At 43.3% G+C, this 21,079-nt stretch carries 19 protein-coding genes; all 19 read right to left on the bottom strand.

Going from position 1 to position 21,079, the window contains the following annotated elements; translation table 11 throughout:
- Positions 1–14: 14 nt before the first annotated feature.
- Positions 15–1,217: a PDZ domain-containing protein gene (locus tag KR50_RS16110; RefSeq protein WP_052477173.1), complete on the bottom strand. Its 1,203-nt coding sequence runs from the start codon at positions 1,215–1,217 to the stop codon at positions 15–17.
- 146 nt (positions 1,218–1,363) lie between these two features.
- The gene (locus tag KR50_RS16115; RefSeq protein ID WP_041061071.1) at positions 1,364–2,797 is read right to left on the bottom strand and encodes a S41 family peptidase; all 1,434 of its coding nucleotides are present in this window, start codon (positions 2,795–2,797) and stop codon (positions 1,364–1,366) included.
- Positions 2,798–2,871: 74 nt separating this feature from the next.
- Positions 2,872–3,438 carry a peroxiredoxin family protein gene (locus tag KR50_RS16120; protein ID WP_052477175.1) on the bottom strand — a complete coding sequence of 189 codons (567 nt, stop codon included), beginning with the start codon at positions 3,436–3,438 and terminating at the stop codon, positions 2,872–2,874.
- 330 nt (positions 3,439–3,768) lie between these two features.
- Positions 3,769–5,253, bottom strand: coding sequence for a murein hydrolase activator EnvC family protein (locus KR50_RS16125; protein ID WP_041061073.1), 1,485 nt, complete (start codon positions 5,251–5,253; stop codon positions 3,769–3,771).
- Between the two features lie 46 nt (positions 5,254–5,299).
- Positions 5,300–6,184, bottom strand: coding sequence for a permease-like cell division protein FtsX (gene ftsX / locus KR50_RS16130; RefSeq protein ID WP_041061075.1), 885 nt, complete (start codon positions 6,182–6,184; stop codon positions 5,300–5,302).
- On the bottom strand, positions 6,174–6,860 hold the full coding sequence (gene ftsE / locus KR50_RS16135) for a cell division ATP-binding protein FtsE (RefSeq protein WP_041061077.1): 687 nt from the start codon (positions 6,858–6,860) through the stop codon (positions 6,174–6,176). The genes ftsX and ftsE overlap by 11 nt, the downstream gene beginning before the upstream one ends.
- 268 nt (positions 6,861–7,128) lie before the next feature.
- Entirely contained in the window at positions 7,129–7,440 is a 312-nt protein-coding gene (locus tag KR50_RS16140; protein WP_041061078.1) for a c-type cytochrome, read from the bottom strand.
- Positions 7,441–7,496: 56 nt separating this feature from the next.
- The gene (locus KR50_RS16145) at positions 7,497–8,363 is read right to left on the bottom strand and encodes a YitT family protein (protein ID WP_041061080.1); all 867 of its coding nucleotides are present in this window, start codon (positions 8,361–8,363) and stop codon (positions 7,497–7,499) included.
- A gap of 609 nt (positions 8,364–8,972) precedes the next feature.
- A protein-coding gene (gene prfB / locus KR50_RS16150; protein ID WP_232304301.1) for a peptide chain release factor 2 occupies positions 8,973–10,071 on the bottom strand; the annotation gives its coding sequence in 2 pieces (ribosomal slippage) (positions 8,973–10,007 and positions 10,009–10,071; 1,098 coding nt in all).
- A 104-nt stretch (positions 10,072–10,175) separates the two neighbouring features.
- Positions 10,176–12,689 carry a preprotein translocase subunit SecA gene (secA, locus tag KR50_RS16155; RefSeq protein WP_041061084.1) on the bottom strand — a complete coding sequence of 838 codons (2,514 nt, stop codon included), beginning with the start codon at positions 12,687–12,689 and terminating at the stop codon, positions 10,176–10,178.
- A gap of 261 nt (positions 12,690–12,950) precedes the next feature.
- Positions 12,951–13,778 (bottom strand): DUF1028 domain-containing protein, encoded by an 828-nt coding sequence (locus KR50_RS16160; RefSeq protein ID WP_041061086.1) that lies wholly within the window; start codon positions 13,776–13,778, stop codon positions 12,951–12,953.
- Positions 13,779–13,861: 83 nt separating this feature from the next.
- On the bottom strand, positions 13,862–14,395 hold the full coding sequence (locus tag KR50_RS16165; protein WP_041061088.1) for a chromate transporter: 534 nt from the start codon (positions 14,393–14,395) through the stop codon (positions 13,862–13,864).
- Positions 14,392–14,949 (bottom strand): chromate transporter, encoded by a 558-nt coding sequence (locus tag KR50_RS16170; RefSeq protein ID WP_041061800.1) that lies wholly within the window; start codon positions 14,947–14,949, stop codon positions 14,392–14,394. Before KR50_RS16170 ends, KR50_RS16165 begins: the two co-directional genes overlap by 4 nt.
- A gap of 62 nt (positions 14,950–15,011) precedes the next feature.
- A complete protein-coding gene (gene ggt / locus KR50_RS16175) occupies positions 15,012–16,622 on the bottom strand; it encodes a gamma-glutamyltransferase (RefSeq protein WP_041061092.1) in 1,611 nt (536 codons plus the stop codon).
- A 255-nt stretch (positions 16,623–16,877) separates the two neighbouring features.
- Positions 16,878–17,945, bottom strand: a complete 1,068-nt coding sequence (locus KR50_RS16180; RefSeq protein ID WP_041061095.1) for a YecA family protein — start codon at positions 17,943–17,945, stop codon at positions 16,878–16,880.
- A gap of 179 nt (positions 17,946–18,124) precedes the next feature.
- A complete protein-coding gene (gene hpf, locus KR50_RS16185; protein ID WP_041061098.1) occupies positions 18,125–18,706 on the bottom strand; it encodes a ribosome hibernation-promoting factor, HPF/YfiA family in 582 nt (193 codons plus the stop codon).
- Positions 18,707–18,919: 213 nt separating this feature from the next.
- Positions 18,920–19,903 (bottom strand): aldo/keto reductase, encoded by a 984-nt coding sequence (locus KR50_RS16190; protein WP_041061102.1) that lies wholly within the window; start codon positions 19,901–19,903, stop codon positions 18,920–18,922.
- A 134-nt stretch (positions 19,904–20,037) separates the two neighbouring features.
- Positions 20,038–20,475 (bottom strand): hypothetical protein, encoded by a 438-nt coding sequence (locus tag KR50_RS16195; RefSeq protein WP_041061104.1) that lies wholly within the window; start codon positions 20,473–20,475, stop codon positions 20,038–20,040.
- A 100-nt stretch (positions 20,476–20,575) separates the two neighbouring features.
- Positions 20,576–20,914 (bottom strand): hypothetical protein, encoded by a 339-nt coding sequence (locus tag KR50_RS16200; RefSeq protein WP_041061107.1) that lies wholly within the window; start codon positions 20,912–20,914, stop codon positions 20,576–20,578.
- Positions 20,915–21,079 lie beyond the last annotated feature (165 nt).

A 21,079-nucleotide genomic window follows, 5' to 3' on the forward strand; every position in this document is an offset into this window, starting at 1 on the left:
ACATACTATGTCTATCAGGCAGAGTCCGATGAGAAATGTCGTATGCGGTCCTCCACCATGATGATGCCCAGCTGATGATGCTGTCCTTCATACAGAGCCCGCTGTACAAAGCGAATCTCCCCTTGAAAATCCAGGACTTCAAGTTTGCAGTGTGCACGGTTTTTTTGAAGCGCCGCGTAAAGCTCACGTTCATCGCGCACCAGTATTCCATTCAGTTTTTGAATCACTTCTCCTCGTTGCAAGCCCATTTTTTCAGCAGGGGTGCCCGGGATGATGTCAACAATCATGACGCCTTTTTCTTTATTGATAAAATGATAGCCTGAATGTCTGCAAATGGCACGAGTGCGCAGAGCTATAAAGATTCTTCCGGCAAACGCTGCAGCAAAGGAGGCGATAAATAAGTAAGGCGCCCAAAAACCGGCTGCTCCTAAAACAGTAACCAGTGCGCTAAGCCAAAGAATTTCCTGAGAGGTCTGTTTTATTATTCGTTCAGGCAAATCATGAACGACAGTTAATTGAAAGCCAAGGATAAACGGAACGGCAAAAATAGCCCAGGATGATCCGTTATAAGTAAAAACCGGCCACCACCCGCCTGCTCCTTCAAGACTTCCGGCTGGAACAAGTAAAAATAATGGCACTAACCACAAGCGCTTTGTAAAAAATGCTCCTGCCTTTAATCCTCTAGACGTACGAATAATACGGGGGGACGTTTTTTTCCCTGCATTTAAGCGGATAAGCAGCCCCTCAGCAAAAAGCAAGAGTCCCATAATAATGCTTGTCAGCCCAATTAAACCTGCTTCAGCGGGGATCTCAAGAAATGCTGCCCAATCCCAATCAGGCATCGTTAGTTCAAATGCAAAAAGAGCATACAACAAACCTGCTGCAACCGGCATGACTAAACCCGGTGACAAAATTCGAAATTGCCAGCTCACAATACTGATCAGCATGATGGCAGATACTAGAAAGATCCATATTACCGGCACTTCAATACCAGCCGCAAGGACAACAATCGAGAGAACCAATCCAATCGGAATGCCCAAACCTGTAAAACTTTTTAATTCGCTTAAGGGAGATAACATACTGACACGCAAATCATTTCTTTCACGCTTCACTCTCAGCACTCCAGCCAGCAAGCAGCTGAGAATGGCTATGTAAAGAACAGGGTTAATGAGTCCCATTAGCGCCCCGTTGCCAATTTCCTGAATCCAGTCATTCATTTTTTAGAGCACAACCTTTCTTCTTCCATTTCCGCTTCTTCCTAATGTAAACAAAAGGACCATTTAGTATCAAATGGTCCTTTTGAAAGGAAGATTCTGATAATCCTATTGTACCAAAATTTACATCACTCTTACATGAGTAAATTTTACTCGTTCTCACCTAAGAACTCAATTGCGGATTGAAGCTGATGATCATGCTTTGGATTTTCCTTATATGTTTGAATTGCTTTATCAAGCTCAGCAAGCGTAGCGGTATTCGCTTCACCATTTTCTTTTAATCCTGCTGCTTTTTGGAAAGCAAGAAGAGCTTTCTCAGTACTTCCACTAAAATAGCCGTCTGTACGGTCCACCTCATAGCCTAGTCCATTTAATATATTTTGAAGCACAGAAATTTTTTCATCATTCATGCCCTTTTTCAGCACAACTGCAGATTGCAATGGAACAAGATCAAACACTGCAGGCTGGGAAACTTCCAGGGTAGGCAAAATGCCTTCTTTATGGATCCACTTTTTATTAGGAGTCAGCCATTTAGACATTGTCAGTTTCATCTGACTGCCATCTCCCAAATCATATGACTGCTGCACGGTGCCTTTTCCAAATGTTTTCTCGCCGATTAACGGATAGCCTTCTACTTCCTGCATGCCTGCAGCTAAAATTTCAGCTGCTGAAGCACTGCCTCCATCAATTAAAGTGGCGACCGGGTATTCCTTTTTCTCTTCAAGAACGGAGCTCAGCGGTTCTCGATCACCGTTTCGTTCTTCGATATACATAAACGGTTTTTTGTTTGTAACAAATTGATCCAATACTTCATGCACACTGGATAAAAGACCTCCAGGATTTCCTCTGACATCCAAAATCAACCCATCGATTCCTTCACTTTCGAGCTTTGTTAATTCGGTCTTCAAGTCCTCGGCAGTTCCTTTAGCAAACGTGGTAATTTCAAGGTAGCCGATTTGGCTGTCTTCCAGTTTAAACCGTTTGCTATGTACTGTTTCCACTGGAATTTCATCCCGGGTGACCGTAATATCTAAATTTTTCGAAGCGTCTCCTCTTTCTACACCGATGACTACTTTGCTTCCCTTAGGCCCACGGATCTTGGCCGTTACTTCATAAAGAGTTAGAGATTGTATGCTTTCTCCATCAATCGATTTTATTTTATCATTAGGCTTCAATCCTGATTGTTCAGCGGGTGAACCTTTAAATCGGTCAACGATGATAAAGTCCTCACCCTCTTTTGATACCTCCGCTCCTATCCCTGAAAATGATGAATCCAGTGACTGCTCAAATTGCTTGGAAGTTTCACGGTCCATATAAACCGAGTATGGATCCCCTAATGAGGCAACCATGCCCTGAATCGCACCGTCCATTAGTTTAGCTTCATCCACTTCCCCAACATAGCTCTTTTTAATTAATTCCTGAGCTTTCTCAAGCTTTGCCAGCGTTTCGGCGACCTCTGTTCCGTTTTCGTTTGCCTGATGAACAGGACCTTTCTTTAATACCATATGCTCCACAGCAAAAAACAGAGCAGCCCCCAACGCCATGCAAACCAGGACCAGGAGCAGCTTCCTATACCTATTCAAGCGCTTCATCTCCCCTCAAAAAGTCATTTCCCCTTACTATATGACGTGCTCTTCAAGGATAGAAGGACAACCCGTTACTGCTTAACTTGTTCAATCAACTCATCTTTTGTTACAGGACCCATGATCTTTTGCTTTATTACGCCTTCCTTGTCCACTATAAACGTAGTCGGGATGGTTAAAATTTGATAGTTCTTTTGTGTTTCTCCGTCAGAATCAAGCAAGATTGGAAAAGTCATAAGATTTGCTTTTACAAAATGCTGAATCGATTCTTCTCCGTGATCCTCTTTTGTCAGGTTGACGCCTAAAAGGACTACATCCGGATTTTCTTTAATGTACTCTGAGTAAAATGCTTCTAGCTCGGGGATTTCATCGTGGCATGGCGGGCACCAGGTTGTCCAAAAATTAACTACAACCGTTTTTCCACGTAAGTCAGATAATTGGATCGTTTCTCCCTGTAGATTTTGCAGCGAAAAATCAGGTGCTGCCGCTGCAGAGAACGCTGCTTCAACTGGTTCATTTGTGACCGCCATGTTCCTCTCAAATCCTGGTTCATCCAACATCCCTCCGCTAGTGAGTATTAAATAAAACCCGAAGACTCCTACCACAAATGCCCATGTTCCAGATCGAATCCACCTTCTCAACCCCCTGCCTCCTTTTTGATTGAGTCGTGATGATAGGAGTATACGTGTGAAAATGAAAAATAGAGATAAAAATTGAGTAGATGAGTGTCTTTTCATGATGGTAATTTTTTAGGAGGAGTAAATTGGATCAACTAATTTTTATTAAGCGGCAGCAATCAGGATCAGCAGCGAGCACGGCTGCGACGACATGCAGCACGAATTAAGACATATTCTGCTACTCAAAACTGCGCAATGATAAGAAAGTAACGGTCTGCTATTTAAGAATGGGAAGAGTCAGCCATGCTCATCTTCATAGAAAAAGACCGCCAGATTTGGCGGTCTTTAAACTGTTTAGAATGAAATATATTTACGTGGATTTACTGCATTTGATTTAGACGCATTCCAGCTGCCTTCGTGAAGTTCGAAGTGGAGGTGAGAACCGAATGAATAACCGGTGTCCCCCATGCCGCCGATATACTGGCCTTTTTCAAGGTATTGACCGTTCGATACCGCAATGCTGCTTAAGTGCGCGTAGACGGTTGTGAACGTTTTTCCATTGATGCTGTGTGTCACAATAACCATTTGACCGTATCCGCCGTTATCACCGCTGTTTGCTTTAACAACATATCCGCTTGCTGCAGATACGATTGAAGTGCCTTGTGGAGCTGCTACATCAATTCCGTAATGTATACGAGGCTTGCCATTTAGGATATCGTAGCCGAATTCAGAAGTTGTACGTCCGAATGCCGGTGTTGTCCACGCTCCTGCACTTGTTGCAGGCTCTGCTGCTGGTTTAGCAGCTGGCTTAGCTGCCGGTGCTGGTGTTGATACTGGTGCTGATTGAGACGACTGAGACGGAGCAGTGCTTGTCTGAGAAGCAGTTGACTGTTTTTGTGCTGCTTGCTCTGCTGCCTGTTCTGCTGCTGCCTGTTCTTTAGCTGCTCTTTCTGCTGCTGCTTTTTCTTCAGCTGCTGCAGCTGCTGCAGCCGCTGCTGCTTCACGCTGGCGTTTTTCTTCAGCTTTACGCTCTATTTCTTTTTGGCGTGCAAGCTCTGCTAAACGCTCTTGTTCAGCTACAATGCTGTCAGCCACTTCAGATTCTAGTTCTTTTAGCTCGCTGTCCTGATCCTGAAGGTTGGATTTTTCTTCTTCAAGAGTTGCCTGTTGAGCTTCAAGTTCTGCTACTAGACCTTTCTTATCTTGTTTTTGAGCATAGAGACTTGATTTAAGTCCATCCAGCTCTGCCTTTTTGCTTTCCAATGAAGCAAGCTGCTCTTTCACTTCAGCTTCTTTTTGCTCAAGTGCTTCCTGATCGCGGCTCTGTTCTTCCATAATCTGACGGTCAGCGTCTACGAGTGTGTTAACGGCTGAAAATCTGTCTATAAAGTCACTGAAGCTTTCTGCTCCAAGCAATACATCCATGTAACTCACATCGCCGCCGCTTATTTGGATGGCACGGGCACGCTCTTCCAAAAGAGCTGTACGTTCAGCAATTTTTTTCTTTAATGTTTCAATTTCTTCGCGAAGCTCTTCAATCTGAGCTGTTGTGTCATTGATTTCAGCACTAACTCGATCAATATCGTCATTTGTTTTTGAAATCTTGCCATCTAGTTCTTTTATTTGCGCAGTGATTTTTTTCTGCTTTTCAATCACTTTTTCGATATTTTTATTTTTAGAAGAAATTTCTCCGGATACTTCTTCTCTTTCCTGTTGGATGTCATTTTGTTTGTTTTTTAGATCATCCATTGTTTCTGCAGAAGCAGTACCGCCAAATGCCGGGATGCTTCCTGCTATTAGTGCTGCTGTTATAGACAAGCTCAGAAATGACTTTTTCAAAATACTCTCTCCCCTTTAACTATATCTCTATTTTTTTTACGTTCTCTTAAACTTTTAAAAACTTTCGGACGGACATAAAGCTTCCCCAAACGCCAATGACTACGCCCATTAATAGAATAAGAGCGTTTATTTGATAGATAAATGGTGTAAACTCTAGTATCTGAATAAATGAATTCTCCAAACGCGGTTCCATAAATTCATACACATTGTAATAGAGGAAGGATACGACGGCAATTGGAAGGATAGCACCAATAATTCCAAGCCATATCCCTTCAAGCAGGAATGGGAATCTGACAAACCAGTTTGAAGCTCCTACCAGTTTCATAATCTCTATTTCTCTTCTTCTAGCTACGATTGTGATCTTTATAGTATTTGATATCAGGAACATCGCTGTGAATAGCAGACCGAATATAAGGACGGCTCCAACGTTCCGGCTAATTTCCAATGTTTCAAAAAGCTGTTCAATCTTGTCTTCCCCATATTCAACAGCGGCTATGTTTTCAATTGTCGTAATTTGGCTCGCCAGCCGTTCTGTTTGCCGGGGGTCTGTTGCTTTAACGATGAATTTATCACGAAGCGGATTATTTTGCTCAAATAATGACATTTCGTCGCCAAAACTCTCGATAAGACTCGATAATTCTTCTTCTTTTGATGAATAGGTTACAGATTCAACACCCGAGAGATCACTAATCTGATCTTCCAGCGAACTTACTGATACTTCATCGGCTTCCAGTTCTATATAAACGTTCATTTCGACGTCATTTTCAATGTCAGTAGCTGCTTTGTTCATGTTCAGCATTAAGGCTGTGAATACACCAACCAATAACAGTGTAACCGTTACAGCACTCAGTGAGGCGAATGTCATCCAGCCGTTTCGGACAAGGCTTTTAAAGCTCTCTCTAAAATGTCTTGATAGCGTTCTAGCCTTCATAACCATACTCCCCTCGCTGCTCGTCACGCACGATCAATCCATTTTCAATTGCGATAACCCGGTGACGAATCGTGTTGACAATTTCACGGTTATGAGTAGCCATTATGACAGTAGTGCCTCTTGCATTAATTTCTTCAAAAAGATTCATAATCTCCCATGACGTTTCCGGATCAAGATTACCTGTTGGCTCATCTGCGATCATAATTTTCGGCTGATTCGCAATTGAGCGTGCAATGGATATACGCTGTTGTTCTCCTCCGGAAAGCTCATCGGGCATCATTCTGGCTTTATGCTTTAACCCGACAAGGTCAAGCACTTCCATTGCCCTCTTTTTAATCGTTTTTGGATGCTCTTCAATAACTTCTAAAGCAAAAGCAATATTTTCATAAATGGTTAACTGATTTAATAGTTTAAAATCCTGGAACACTACGCCGATGTTTCGACGTAAGTAGGGAACGCGTTTTGCTTTTAATGTCGCAATGTCGACATTGTTGATTAAAATCGTTCCTTTAGTAGGCTTTTCTTCCCGATACATCATTTTAATAAATGTTGTTTTGCCGGCGCCGCTGGGTCCAACGACATAAACGAATTCACCTTGCTGAATATTCACATCAAAGCCATTTGCGGCCATAATCCCGTTAGAATACTTCTTATATACTTGTTTCATTTGAATCATATGTATACTCACCTAATCTTTAGATTTGGATCTTGCTGTTCTCACACAGGTGTAATTGACAGTCTATTTACCTACTGAAATCATTACCAGACAGGAAGAATGAGCTAATGTCAAAATACGGAGGATACACTCGATTTTTCGCTACAAGAGTAGTATAACTACTTTAAACCTTTTTGTTAACGTTTTTTATATTACATTTGTGTTTCTTCTCTGTCACAAAAAAACAATCTTTTTCCAATTAAGAAAAAAGATTGCTTATTTTACCATGTTATTTTTTCTCAGAAAGCCAATTTGCGACTTCTTCCGCGCTCTCGCCTTCAAGCATTCCGCCCGGCATCATCCCTTGTCCTTCAAGGATGACATCCAGAATTTCATCATAGGATTTTCTCGCCCCGACGCTTGAAATGTCCGGTGCGCTGGATCCTTCCAGGTTTCCACCATGACAGCTGGAACACTTACCCATATACAGTTCTTCCGGATCTAATTCTTCTGTTGAAGAACCGGAGCTTCCGGAATCACCGCCGCATGCTGCTAGAAAAATCGTAGAACCCAATAAAACGACAAAACCAATCTTTTTCATGACTGCACCTCTTCTTTTCATCTTACCTTTTTACTCTATAACATTAGTATAGCATTTTAAGCACGCTTAAATCCTTCACCAAGAACTTCTGCTGCGTCACTGACAATAACAAAAGCGTTTGGATCAATTTTGCGTATAACGTTTTTCAACTTGGAAAATTCGGTTTGGTCAATGACACACATTAGAATCGGTCTTTCATGATCCGTGTAACCACCTTGTGCAGACAATTTTGTTACACCACGGTCCACTTCTTCAAAGATTGCCTGACTAATCTCTTCCTGTCGGTTCGTAATGATGTAAAGCATTTTTGAGCGGCCGAAGCCAATTTGAACAAGGTCGATCGTTTTACTCGTTACATAAAGACCAATCAATGCGTAAAGCCCGCGTTCAATATCAAACACCACAGCGGCTGACAGAACAATGAGTCCATCGATCATGGCCACACATGTTCCCAGACCAAAACCTGAATATTTATGAATAATCTGAGCAGCTAAATCTGTACCACCTGTAGAAGCCTTTCCTCTAAATACAACACCCAGACCCATCCCAACACCAATTCCGCCAAACAAAGCACCAAGCAGCGGATCTTCTGTCCACGGCTGCCATGATTCCGTTAAAAATACTGCAAACGGAAGAAAGAAAGAGCCAACTGCCGTCTTTAGACCAAATTGAAAGCCAAGGAAGACGAGTCCAGATATAAATAATGGAATATTAAATGCCAGCTGAACAAGTGAAGGACGCCAGTCAAATACTCCATTTAAAATGGTACTGATCCCGCTCACACCACCGGAAGCTACTTCATTCGGAAGCAAAAATACATTAAACGCAATCGCTACAAAAACAGAACCTACTATAATATAAAGATAATCCAAAATCGTATCCCGCTTTGTAGACCTCACTTTATTTCTGTTTCTTTTTTTCATCTTTATGCAACCTTTCTATACAAACTATGCTTTTCACCGTTTGAGAGTATAGCATGAACCGACCCTTATGTGAATAACATTCAAATAGAGCGGCAGTGTGGTGAAGCGTTAAAGGTTGTATCCATTTTTCATTAAAAAACCTTTCCTAAGATGAAGAACAGTTCATCATAAGAAAGGATAGATACATATATATAGAAGAAACTCGGATTTTTTTAAACCCAAAAGTTTAAAATTACTTAAATCTCTTCTTATTAAAAAGAGTAAAATGCTTCAGCTACAACAACGATGCAAACGACGCATACTAGCCCAAAACGCTTGTCATACAAGGCGCGAATCCTGGGACAGAGCGGAGTTGCCTTTACCGGCAATGAGCATCTGGATCAGGATGAGCAACGAAGAACGCGAGCGTTTCTCAGCGGTTTGCCCTGCTAATCAAAGATAGTAAAATGTCTTCAGCTATCACCTAGATGCAAACGACGCAGACTAGCTGAAAACGCTTGTCATACAAGGCGCGAATCCTGGGACAGAGCGGAGTTGCCTTTACCGGCAATGAGCATCTGGATCAGGATGAGCAACGAAGAATGCGAGCGTTTCTCAGCGGTCTGCTTCTTATAGCCTGGAGCGCAAATAAGCATTAATAAACACATCCAACTCCCCATCCATCACACCTTGAACGTTACCCGACTCGGCACTGGTACGGTGATCTTTAACCATGGAATAAGGATGGAAAACATACGATCGGATCTGGCTTCCCCATCCGATTTCTTTTTGCTCTCCCCGGATGTCCGCAAGCTTTTGTTCCTGCTCTTCGATTCGCAGCTGGTAAAGCTTTGATTTCAGCATTTTCATTGCATGCTCGCGGTTTTTAATTTGTGAACGCTCATTTTGGCATGAGACGACGGTATTGGTTGGAAGATGTGTTATCCGGACAGCTGAATCTGTTGTATTAATATGCTGACCGCCAGCTCCGCTTGCCCGGTACGTATCAATTTTTAAATCTTCGGTACGGATGTCAATTTCAATTTCATCATTGAATTCCGGCATGATGTCGCAGGAAACAAAGGATGTATGGCGGCGTCCAGATGAATCGAACGGCGAGATTCGCACAAGACGGTGAACACCTTTTTCTGCTTTCAAATAACCATACGCATTATGGCCTTTGAACAGCAGTGTGACACTTTTTATACCCGCTTCATCGCCAGGAAGATAATCCATTGTTTCCACTTTAAATCCCTGCTTTTCTCCCCAGCGCGTATACATGCGAAGCAGCATGGAGCCCCAGTCCTGAGATTCAGTGCCTCCCGCTCCAGGATGCAGCTCTAAAATGGCGTTGTTTTTATCATATGGTTCACTCAATAAAAGCTGAAGTTCAAATTCATCCAGCGACTTCATGTATGCTTTCATTTCAGCTACCATGCTTTTTTCAAGCTCAACGTCAGGTTCTTCTTTCAACAGTTCATGGGTCAGCTCAAGATTTTCCTGTGTTTCAAGAAGGTCTCTGTAGCCATGAACGGTTTCTTTTAATGCATTCAGATCATTAATTACAGATTGCGCTTTTTGCTGGTCATCCCAAAAAGTCGGTTCAACCATTTGCTCATCAATCTCTGCAATCTTGGCTTCTTTGTTATCTAAGTCAAAGAGACCCCCTGAAGTCCGCTAAAACTTTAGCTGTTCTCTCTAACTCTGCTTTTACTTCAAACATTTCCATATTCAAGGTCCACCTTATGTTTTATTTTGTTGACGTCCTCTTCTATTCTGTCCTAAAAGAAAGCTGACCCGTCGAAAACGGCGGGTCAGTTGTGAATCATTGATTTATTGCGTAATTCCGTGACAGTTTTTAAATTTCTTGCCGCTGCCGCAAGGACAAAGCTCATTACGGCCGACCGGATTCGTTTTACGGACCGGCTGGGCTTTCTTTTTTGTCTCACTGTCTTCTTTTGGATTAACCGCCTGCCCCTTTGCTACTTCCTGTCGCTCAAGGTTGTTGCGGATCTCCGCTTTCATAATGTATTTAGATACATCTTCATTAATGGCAGCCTGCATCGTTTCGAACATGGCAAAGCCTTCATTCTGATATTCACGAAGCGGGTCAATTTGACCATACGCACGCAAATGAATTCCTTGACGAAGCTGATCCATTGCATCGATATGATCGATCCATTTTGTATCAATCGAGCGAAGAAGAATAACTTTTTCAAATTCAAGCATCCGTTCGCCTAGTTCCAATTCTCTGGCATCATAGCGTTCGTTTACTTTGGTAAGAAGAAGCGATTTCAGCTCTTCATTTGATTTGCCGGTCATGTCGCTTTCCACAAGCTCTCCTTCAGGTAAAAGGTTGGCAAATACAAAGTTTTCAAGGCCTTTAAGATCCCATTCATCCTTTTCCTCTGCCACTGGCGCATGCTGATCGACAGCATTATAGATCGTGCTTTCAAGCATCTTATCTATAATTGTACGCAGATTATCGGAATCAAGCACCTCGAAACGGTCTTTATAAATAACTTCACGCTGCTGGCGAAGAACGTCATCGTATTGAAGAAGCTGTTTACGTGCATCAAAGTTATTTCCTTCCACACGTTTTTGAGCTGATTCAACTGCTCGCGTCACCATTTTACTTTGGATCGGCTGCGTGTCATCCATTCCCAGACGTGCCATCATGCTCTTCATATTGTCAGAGCCAAAACGGCGCATCAGTTCATCTTCCATGGAAAGATAGAATTGCGTAACACCAGGATCTCCCTGACGACCTGCACGGCCTCGCAGCTGATTATCGATTCGGCGTGATTCATGACGCTCTGTACCAATAACGGCAAGTCCGCCTACTTCTGTTACACCTTCACCAAGCTTGATATCTGTACCACGACCGGCCATATTCGTAGCAATGGTTACAGAACCGCGTTTACCGGCATCTGCGATGATTTGTGCTTCTCCGCCATGGTTCTTCGCATTCAAAACATTGTGAGGGATGCCTTTTAGTTTTAGCTGTGCTGAAATAATTTCAGACGTTTCAATCGCCACTGTGCCGACTAGGACAGGCTGGCCTTTCAAATGGCGTTCTGCAATGTCTTCCACTGCCGCCATATACTTTCCTTTTGTTGAAGCGAAAATTAAATCAGCCCGGTCATCCCGGACAATTTCACGGTTTGTTGGAATGGAAATAACGCGCATATTATAAATATTGCGGAATTCCTCTTCCTCTGTTTTCGCTGTACCCGTCATCCCTGATAACTTTTTATACATACGGAAAAAGTTCTGGAAGGTAATGGATGCCATTGTCATGGATTCATTTTGAATTTCGAGGCCTTCTTTTGCTTCAATTGCCTGATGAAGGCCATCACTGTAGCGGCGGCCTTTCATTAAACGGCCGGTAAACTGGTCGACAATGACAACGTCGCCTTCTTGAACCACGTAATCAAAATCAGCTTTCATGCTGACATGTGCTTTTAGGGACTGTGTAATATGGTGGTTCAACGTGACATGGGTAATATCAAAAAGATTATCAATACGGAAGGCACTTTCTGCTTTGTTAATGCCGTCTTCTGTCAGCTGAACGCCTTTTGTTTTTTCATCGTACGTGTAATCATCGTCCAGTCGCAAGTTGCGAACAAACGCATTGGTCTGAATGTACAGCTGAGTCGACTTTTGCGCCTGTCCTGAGATGATTAGAGGCGTACGGGCTTCATCAATTAAGATGGAATCAACTTCATCAATGACAGCGAAATTAAGCGGCCGCTGAACCATTTGTTCTTTGTAAAGCACCATATTGTCACGCAGATAGTCAAAGCCCAATTCATTATTTGTGCTATAGGTAATATCGGCAAGGTATGCTTCCCGTTTTTCATCTTTTGTTAAGCTATTTATATTCAAGCCTACAGAAAGGCCTAAAAAGTTGTACAGCTGACCCATTTCCTCTGCATCCCGTGCTGCCAGGTATTCATTGACCGTTACAACATGAACGCCTTTGCCAGAGATCGCATTTAAATAAACTGGCATAGTGGAAGTTAAGGTTTTACCTTCACCGGTTTTCATCTCGGCGATATTTCCTTCATGAAGAGCCACACCACCAAGAATCTGTACGCGGTAAGGGTGAAGGCCCAATACACGTTTAGCAGACTCACGGACAACAGCAAATGCTTCTGTCATAAGGTCTTCAAGTGATTCACCTTTTACATGCCGGGATTTAAATTCTTCTGTTTTATTTCGCAAATCGGCATCAGAAAGCTGCTCCATTTGAGATTGAAGTGCTTCTACCTGATCCGCCACTTTTTCAAATTTCTTTACATCACGCTTTGTTCCATCAAACACTTTGTTTAAAATTCCAAGCATGGTACCGCTCCTTTATATAGGCAGTTTCTGACCGTTCCTTCTCTTAAGAAGAGAAGTAAACGGCCGAATTTACATCATTCAGTTACTCATTTATAAAAATGGATTGGCTTCATGAGAAAAAATCGTAAATATACCTATCTATCTTACCATTTTGACCCGGCCAGTACAAGAAGGGCTGACCTTTGAAACAGGGCTGCAGCCTTATTTTTTATGTATATAAAAAAACAGCTGAAATCATATAACGATTCCAGCTGTTTTTGATTAAGACTGTTCCATATAATGCAGCACATCGAGGTCAATATAGCCACTTTCCTGTTTGCGCATTTCAAAGTTTTCGTTATTCAGGTAATTTTTCAGCGCCTGGGATAGGGTAAGATCTTCTTTTTTGTAACCTAAGCGCACAAGCTGGTATTCGAGCTTTGTTTCTACTTCTCCTTCAATCGGCACAATATGATCTTTATTGGAAGGAGCAAAATAAAGCTGATGCAGCTTGAATATGCGGTGAAGCTCGTCGACCGGTGTGAGATGATCGTCGACGCGAAGGTCAATAAAGCGGTCGTTATAGCCGCCATATCCACCCTTTTCTTTTACTACCAAAAGAGCGGCAGACTGCTGTCCGCGTGAATCTCCTCCTGCTGCCTGTCCAGCTGCGAGGGCTGCTAAAAGACGCTCGGCCAATGAACCTTCAGACGATTCAAATGACTCGGCCATCGCTTCAACCGTGCCGGGCACCAGGATATTTCCCTGTACCGCAAAATTTTTGCCGGACATTCCTCCTGACCAGTCATAACAATTTCGTCCCGTAAATGTTGCAGCGTTGCCAGTGCTATCAATAATCCCCACCTGGCGATATTCGCGGTCGTCATCTTCTTCTGTCAACAGCGATAACGTTTCTTCTGCACTTTTGCCGCTCATCATATACGCCATGCCTTCTGGTCCATATGTAGTATTTGCATACGCCTGTGTCGCAATGGCACCTACTCCTGCTACTGCATAAGGCACAACAGCTCCTACTCCTAAAAACTTGGACTGTGTCGCCACGCCCCATTCTCTCTCTACTGGATCAAAACCCACGATCGAATACGTCATCTCCATCACTCCTTTTTAGTACACTTTAGCGTGTAAAAGGGGCCAGACCCCTTTTACACGCTAAAGTGTTAATTCAAAACTCATCATCCGCCTAGAAACACTGCGCCGTACAGCAGCGCGCCAGCAATGACCAGAGCGGGATGCACGTTCATTTTTTCCATCAGGACAAAACTGATTAAAGCCAAGACGGCTGTTTGGATACCGCCGGACGCCTCAATGGAATCTGCGAAGAATCCCCACGTCATTACACCAAGAAGGACAGCAATCGTCGGGCGTACCAGACTGGACATCATTTTCACACGCGGCGAGTCTTTGTATTTCAACAACAGACTCAACAAGGCCACCATTAAAATGAGAGATGGTGCAACTGTCGCAAAAAGAGCGACTAAAGCCCCGAGCCATCCGCCTTCAGCATAGCCGATATAACCGGCCATTTTGGTTGCAATAGGTCCTGGTAAAGAATTACCCAATGCAAGCACTTCGCTAAACTCCTGCGTGGTCATCCATTCATACCGGTTCACTACTTCATTTTCAACAAGCGGAATAGATGCCGGTCCTCCTCCATACCCTAAAATCCCCGGAATAAAAAATGCCAAGAAAATTTCCCAGTAAATCATTGAGGATCACCCCGGTGTTTACGACCTGCTTTACCCTTTTTACCTTTGTGGCCAAACAACAGTGCATAAGCTAGAATGACCGCGATTAAAATAGCTGGATGAACATTAAGCCACTCAAGAAACAGCAGACTGGCGCCAACTAAAAATAAAGTGATGAGCCACCCGAGTGCTGAGGAAGACTTTTTAATAAAATCCCAAGTTAAAACGCCAAGCATCACTGCGACTACAGGTATAACGGCTTGTGACATGCCGTTCACCCACGCGACATCCCGATAGGCATTCAATGTAGCTAATAAGAGAATCATCGCAGCAACCGTCGGAACGATGGTCGCTGCAATCGCATTAAACAGCCCCGTAAGTCCACCGACTCTGTATCCAATATACCCTGCCATTTTTGTAGCAATCGGTCCCGGCATGGCATTTCCGAGCGCTAAAACATCTGAAAATTCTTCCTCATTCATCCACTTATAGTGCTTGACCACCTCTTTATGTACGAGGGTAATCGAGGCAGGACCTCCGCCAAAGCCGAAGATCCCAACTCTGAAAAAAGCCATAAACAAATTGGCTTGATTTTTATTTTTCTTCAAGTAATTCAACTCCGTATTCCATCGCAAGATTACCAGGCAGCAATATGCCCGTCTGTCCGTGATTCAGTTCCTCCCCTGAGCACACCTGTTTCCGGATCACGCCATATAATCTGGCCGCGTCCAAAAGGTCCGCCGTCATTCATAATCTGAATCGTATGTCCCTTGCGCTGAAGCGCCTGCACAAGGTGCAACGGGAAGGACTGTTCCACCTGAATGGTTTTTCCGTTCGTCCACTGCCAGCGCGGTGCATCAAGCGCTGCCTGTGGATTTAAGTGAAAATCAACTGTATTTGAAACCACTTGAAAATGGCCCTGCGGCTGCATATAGCCGCCCATCACACCAAATGGACCTACTGCTTGTCCATTTTTCGTTAGAAACCCTGGAATAATGGTGTGATACGTTCGTTTTCCCGGTTTCAGAGCGTTCGTATGAGTTGGATCCAGACTGAAGTCATGTCCGCGGTTTTGCAGCGCAATGCCCGTGCCCGGTACGACTGCACCTGAGCCAAAGCCCATATAATTAGATTGAATATAGGAAATCATATTTCCTTCATCATCAGCTGCAGCTAAATAGACGGTACCGCCTTTAGGCAACTCCATTGGTTCCGGAACCATCGCTTTATCCCCAATAACAGCACGGCGTTTGTCGGCATATTCTTCAGACAGCAGTTCTTCAGTTGAAACAGGCATTTCCTCAGGCTCCGTTATAAAGGCCTTGCCATCTGTAAACGCAAGCTTCATTGCTTCAATCTGCTTATGATAGGTTTCCACATTTTGAAACGCTGTAAACTCAAACCCCTGTGCAATGTTTAATGCCATCAAGGCAATCATCCCCTGGCCATTCGGAGGAATCTCCCACACATCATACCCCCGGTAATTCACCGACACAGGATCTACCCATTCAGGTGTAAAAGCTGCTAAATCTTCTTTCGTCAAGAAGCCGCCATGTTCCTTCATGAAGTCTTCTATTTTTTGAGCAAGTTCTCCTGTGTAAAAGCTCTCAGCCTTTGTTTCGGCTATGGAAGACAACGTAGCAGCATGTGCTTTAGAGGACCAGACCTCACCAATTTGAGGCGCCCGGCCTTCAGGAGCAAATGTATCAAACCACCCTTGATAAACATCCTCTTTAAACAGTTCCTTAAATTTTTCAGCCGCTGCATTCCAGTACTTCCCTAGAATCGGCGACACCGGATAGCCCTCTTCTGCTAAACGAATGGAAGGAGCGAGTACTTCCTCAAACGGAAGCCGGCCAAATTTTTGGGATAGTGCTGCCCATGCAGCCGGAGCGCCTGGAACGGTTACAGGTTCCACGCCAAACACAGGCATTTTATCGTGCCCGCGCTTCTTCATTTCCTCAATCGATAGCTTTTGAGGAGCCGGTCCGCTTGCATTCAAGCCGTGAAGCTGATCCTTTGACCACACAAGAGCAAACGCATCTCCCCCAATGCCATTCGAAGTCGGCTCCACAACAGTCAGTGCTGCAGCGGTCGCGATCGCTGCATCAATCGCATTGCCGCCTTTTTGTAAGATTTCAAGTCCCGCTTGAGCTGCAAGCGGCTGAGAGGTAGCCACCATGCCCCGCTTTGCAAAAACGGTCTGCCGCTGAGACGCAAATGGATGATATAAATAATCTGATTTCAATCCCTTTCACTCCTGTTCATAGTAAACTTTCATCTTATTCGTATATACTATTTCGTTATTCGAACAATAACTCTTTCATTATAAAGTAAATGTTATGAAAATTCTATTTTCATAGAAATTAAGCTAGATATAAAAGAAGCAGCTTATAAAGAAAAGGCTGAGACATATAGTTGTCTCAGCCTTTCATTTGGCGGTTGGTTTGCGATCTGCTCGCCTAATAGATATAGAAAACAGAACCATTCTTCAGCGTTATATTTAAACCGACTGTTCCTGAAGCTTCTCGAGCTCCTTAAGGAACCATTCTTCAATTTTACGAACAGTGGAAGACACGCTTGAAGCGGAGACAGTAAACGCTTCGCCTGCTTCTTTTTGTGTCAGCGGTGATTCCGTTGCATGCTGTGCCATCAAATAGGAAATTGCCGCTAAATACGTTTCAGGTTTACGGACTTTGTCTCCTTTTTCAGCAAAGAAGCTTGATGCAAGATGACAGGCAAATAAAGACAGGTCTTCGTTTTCCCGCTCATCCCAATACTGCTTCAGCGATTGAAGTGCTTCCTGCTGATTCGACTTTTCCACTTCTGACGTCATTTGTGACATCCAGTCGTTTTCAGTCTCAGCGTGTTCTTCAAGATTTCTTTCCACAACGGCATTAATCAGTCCGACCATCATCGGTGTCTTAAGCCATGAGGAGCGGTCATCGCCTTCAATATCAAGCGTCGAAATCTGTTCAATCAGATGATGACGTTCCTCTTTCGTGTAGACTGATGGGAACATAAAGCCATATGGCACCCATTTATCTTCAAGAGGCAGCAGGACAGCAAATAAATAGTCGATTTCAGCCCAAGAGTGAAATTCGGGCAGAATGACCGTGTACTGCTCGTCATTAATCAAATCCTTCATCACAATCTCGCGGCTCGCTTCGTCCATCTCCAGCACTTCAGCCACAACCGGTCTCGGCTCGTGCCAATGCGGCATGATTTCCTTCATCCGCGGACGTTCCTGTGCAGTCATCTGGTCATCGACAAAATTCGACCAGTGCGTTTTGCCTTCATGGGCGCGCAGGCCGAACATAAACGTTGAATAAACTGTTAAAAATTGCTTTTCCTCAAAGGTTGGGGTGACATGGTCGAGAATATACGTCAAATCTTCTTTATAATCTCCCTGTTTCGGAGCCATTACATCATTTAAAAATTTCAGCTGCAGATCCATTCCTTCTGTAACGAGAAGCGTCTGAATCGATACAACCTTTTTGCTTGCGCAGCATTTCTTATATTTCTTCCCGCTGCCGCAAGGACAAGGTTCATTTCTTCCAACTTCCTGCATATAGGCACTTCCTTTTTTCTTAGTAAGCCCTATTGTACCACGGAGGCCGCATGAATGAAAAAATCCCGTCAGAAAGTCCCGGTTTGATCCCACCATCACGGGTCAGATTCTATTCCTTTATTAAAACAAAAAACGCCGCTCCACTAAAGGGGAGCGGCGTTTTTATTCACGAAGCCGATTTAAGCTTCCGTCTCAATCAAGCCATATTTTCCGTCTTTACGCTTGTACACAATGTTGGTGCCGTTAGAATCAGCATCTGTGTAAACGTAAAAGCTGTGGCCGAGCATATTCATTTGAAGAACAGCTTCTTCGCTGTCCATTGGTTTTAAATTAAACGTTTTTGTACGAACAATATCCATATCCTGATCATCATTATCTTCATGTCCCGTATCTAGCGTCTCAATTCCGTTTTCAGGATCAACCGTTACAGCAAAGAACTCAGGCTCATTGCCCTTTTCACGGAATTTACGGTTTACTTTTGTTTTATGTTTACGGATTTGACGTTCAAGCTTGTCCAGAATCAAATCAATAGCCGCATACATTTCTTCATGACGCTCTTCAGCCCGCAGTGTTAAACGCGGCATTGGAATCGTGACTTCCACCTTCGTGTGTTTATCGTTATAAACTTTTAAATTAACGTGTACATTCGCATCTGGCGTATCATTAAAATAACGCTCTAGCTTATTGATTTTCTTTTCCACGTATTCGCGGATTGCTGGAGTTACCTCGATATTTTCGCCTCGGATATTATAGTTCAACATGTAAACTCCTCCTTTAATCAATGCTACACTATCTATTTCTCCTCTACCCCTGTTTTATCCTGCTTAATCGTAAAACTTTTAATAATTTTTTGTAAAAATGATTGGGAATCTTAGCGGATTATGTCAAAATAAAAGGTTAATTGGAAAAAAAGACGTTCAAAAACCCGATCACAGCGCTATGATCGGGCGTTGAAATGGAAGCTGTTGTCCTGCTTAATAGGCTCCCCTAATATGATCTTTTACATGCTGATGATAAAAATCATTCAGTCTTCTCAGCTCATCCTGCGAAAAAGAAGGTGTTTCAATCGCCTGCAGATTTTCTTCTACCTGCTGCTGATTTTTAAAGCCTGGAATCACACACGTCACTTCCGGCTGATCAAGAATCCAGCGCAGGGAAGCTCTTGCCATGTTTCCTCTTCCCTCACCAATCCACTCAATCTGCTGCGCAAGCTGTACTCCTTTTTTAAAACCGAGCCCTGCGAATGTTTCCCCTACATTAAAGGATTCGCCGTTTTCATTAAAATTACGGTGATCGTCTGCTTCAAACTGATGATCAAGTGAAAATTTATTCGTCAGCAAACCGCTGGCTAAAGGAAGTCTGACAATAATTCCGACACCACGTTTTTTTGCTTTTTCAAATAACTCTTCCAATGGTTTTTGACGGAACACGTTAAAAATGACCTGAAGTGATTTAACATTCGCATACTCCAGACAAAGCAGTCCTTCTTCAACCGTTTCAACACTAACGCCATAGTGCTTAATTTTCCCTTCGCTTTGAAGGTCGTCCAGTACGTTAAACACACTGCCTTCTTTTAAAATTTCAAGTGGAGGACAATGGATTTGATATAAATCAATCCAATCCCGCTCCAATCTTTTTAAGCTGGCTTCGCAATATTCCCGTACCCGCTCTTTTGAATACGTCTCCGGATCGTGAATATCACCCTGACGGCAGAATTTAGTCGCAATATAAACCCTGTCTCTCAAGCCCCTTGTTGCTTCAGCAAGCAGTTCCTCACTGTGTCCATCACCATAAACATCGGCTGTGTCAAAAAAATTGACGCCTCTGTCAATCGCATATCGAAGAGCTTTCAGCGACTCTGTATCATTATTTGATCCCCATGAACCGCCGATTGCCCATGTGCCAAAGCTTACTTCGCTTACGCGGATATCTGTATTTCCCAACTGACGATAATTCATCTGCTCACTCCCTTGAAGTTATCTTATTACCCCTCTTTAAAAGATTACAGGAATCCATTAAGCGGGCAGACAATGCGCCGACTGTCATCCTGTTTATTTCGAGTTTTAAAGGGGGGAATCCTTCTTTTATTGCTTTAAATTTCAATTTTTGCCCTTTTATTCAAAGCCCGGGCTAAAACAGTGAAGTCCTCCACCAAGCATGCATACAGCGAATGCCACAAACCGAAGAATGGCAAAACAGAAGGAATCATGGCGAATACTATGATAAAAGACAGCACCCCTGCCCCAATCAAAAAGGCATGCACCGGATGAGATAAAAAAAGAGAAATGAATGATGAAGCACCTTTAACGTGTTGCTGAAATGTCGCAGTTTCTCGATTTGCCAGCCGGTTTAAAAGCTGCTGAATCGACTGATTTGCAGTTACCTGTGTGGTCAGCAATTCAATCTGCTCATACAGTGTATCCATTCTCCCGGATACCTGATCTGCCGTTTGCTGAAGCTTTTTTTCCCCATTATCTTTTATTAACATACCGCCGAAGTGATGCATCATAATGCCGACTAAAGACAGCACAATCGTCAGAACAACCGCTTCAGACAGACGCTTTCCTTATACCAACAGCACATATTGGATTACATTTTCTAACTTTTTCATTTTTGTCTCTGCCTTCACGTTATTCGCTGATCAAAATCATTCTCATTAATTCGGCTCGTTGTTCCGGTTCGGTGACACTCTTGCGGAAATCAGCCTCCGCAGTGAATTCGTACAATCCCGGCTCAAGATCGTTCAGTGACGTAAAGCCGCTGTTAAAGGTAAGCGTTTCACCCTTTCGCAACAGCGTGGTTACTTCGTCCTCCCCTGCTTCTTTCGTTTCAATTAAATCTCCGTCTTTTTCTTTTACCGTAAAATCAAACAGACCGCTATTATGAAGAATTTCAGACTGCACTTCCTCACCTGTATACTTAATAGTTGCGATAAAGGTTCTTTCCTCCTGGTACTCGATTATTTTCACTGTAAGAAAAAAATCATCCAGGTTCTTGTTTTTAGCCTTTGTCTCCGTCCAATCTTCACACGACAACAATGAAAATGCGGCAATGACGGCTAGTATAAATGGTTTAATGTATTTTCCTCCTCTCCCTATTTACTGTAACGGTATGTATCTTATGTACACTATATC

It is taken from the genome of Jeotgalibacillus campisalis, assembly GCF_000829515.1.
GTDB lineage: Bacteria > Bacillota > Bacilli > Bacillales > Jeotgalibacillaceae > Jeotgalibacillus > Jeotgalibacillus campisalis.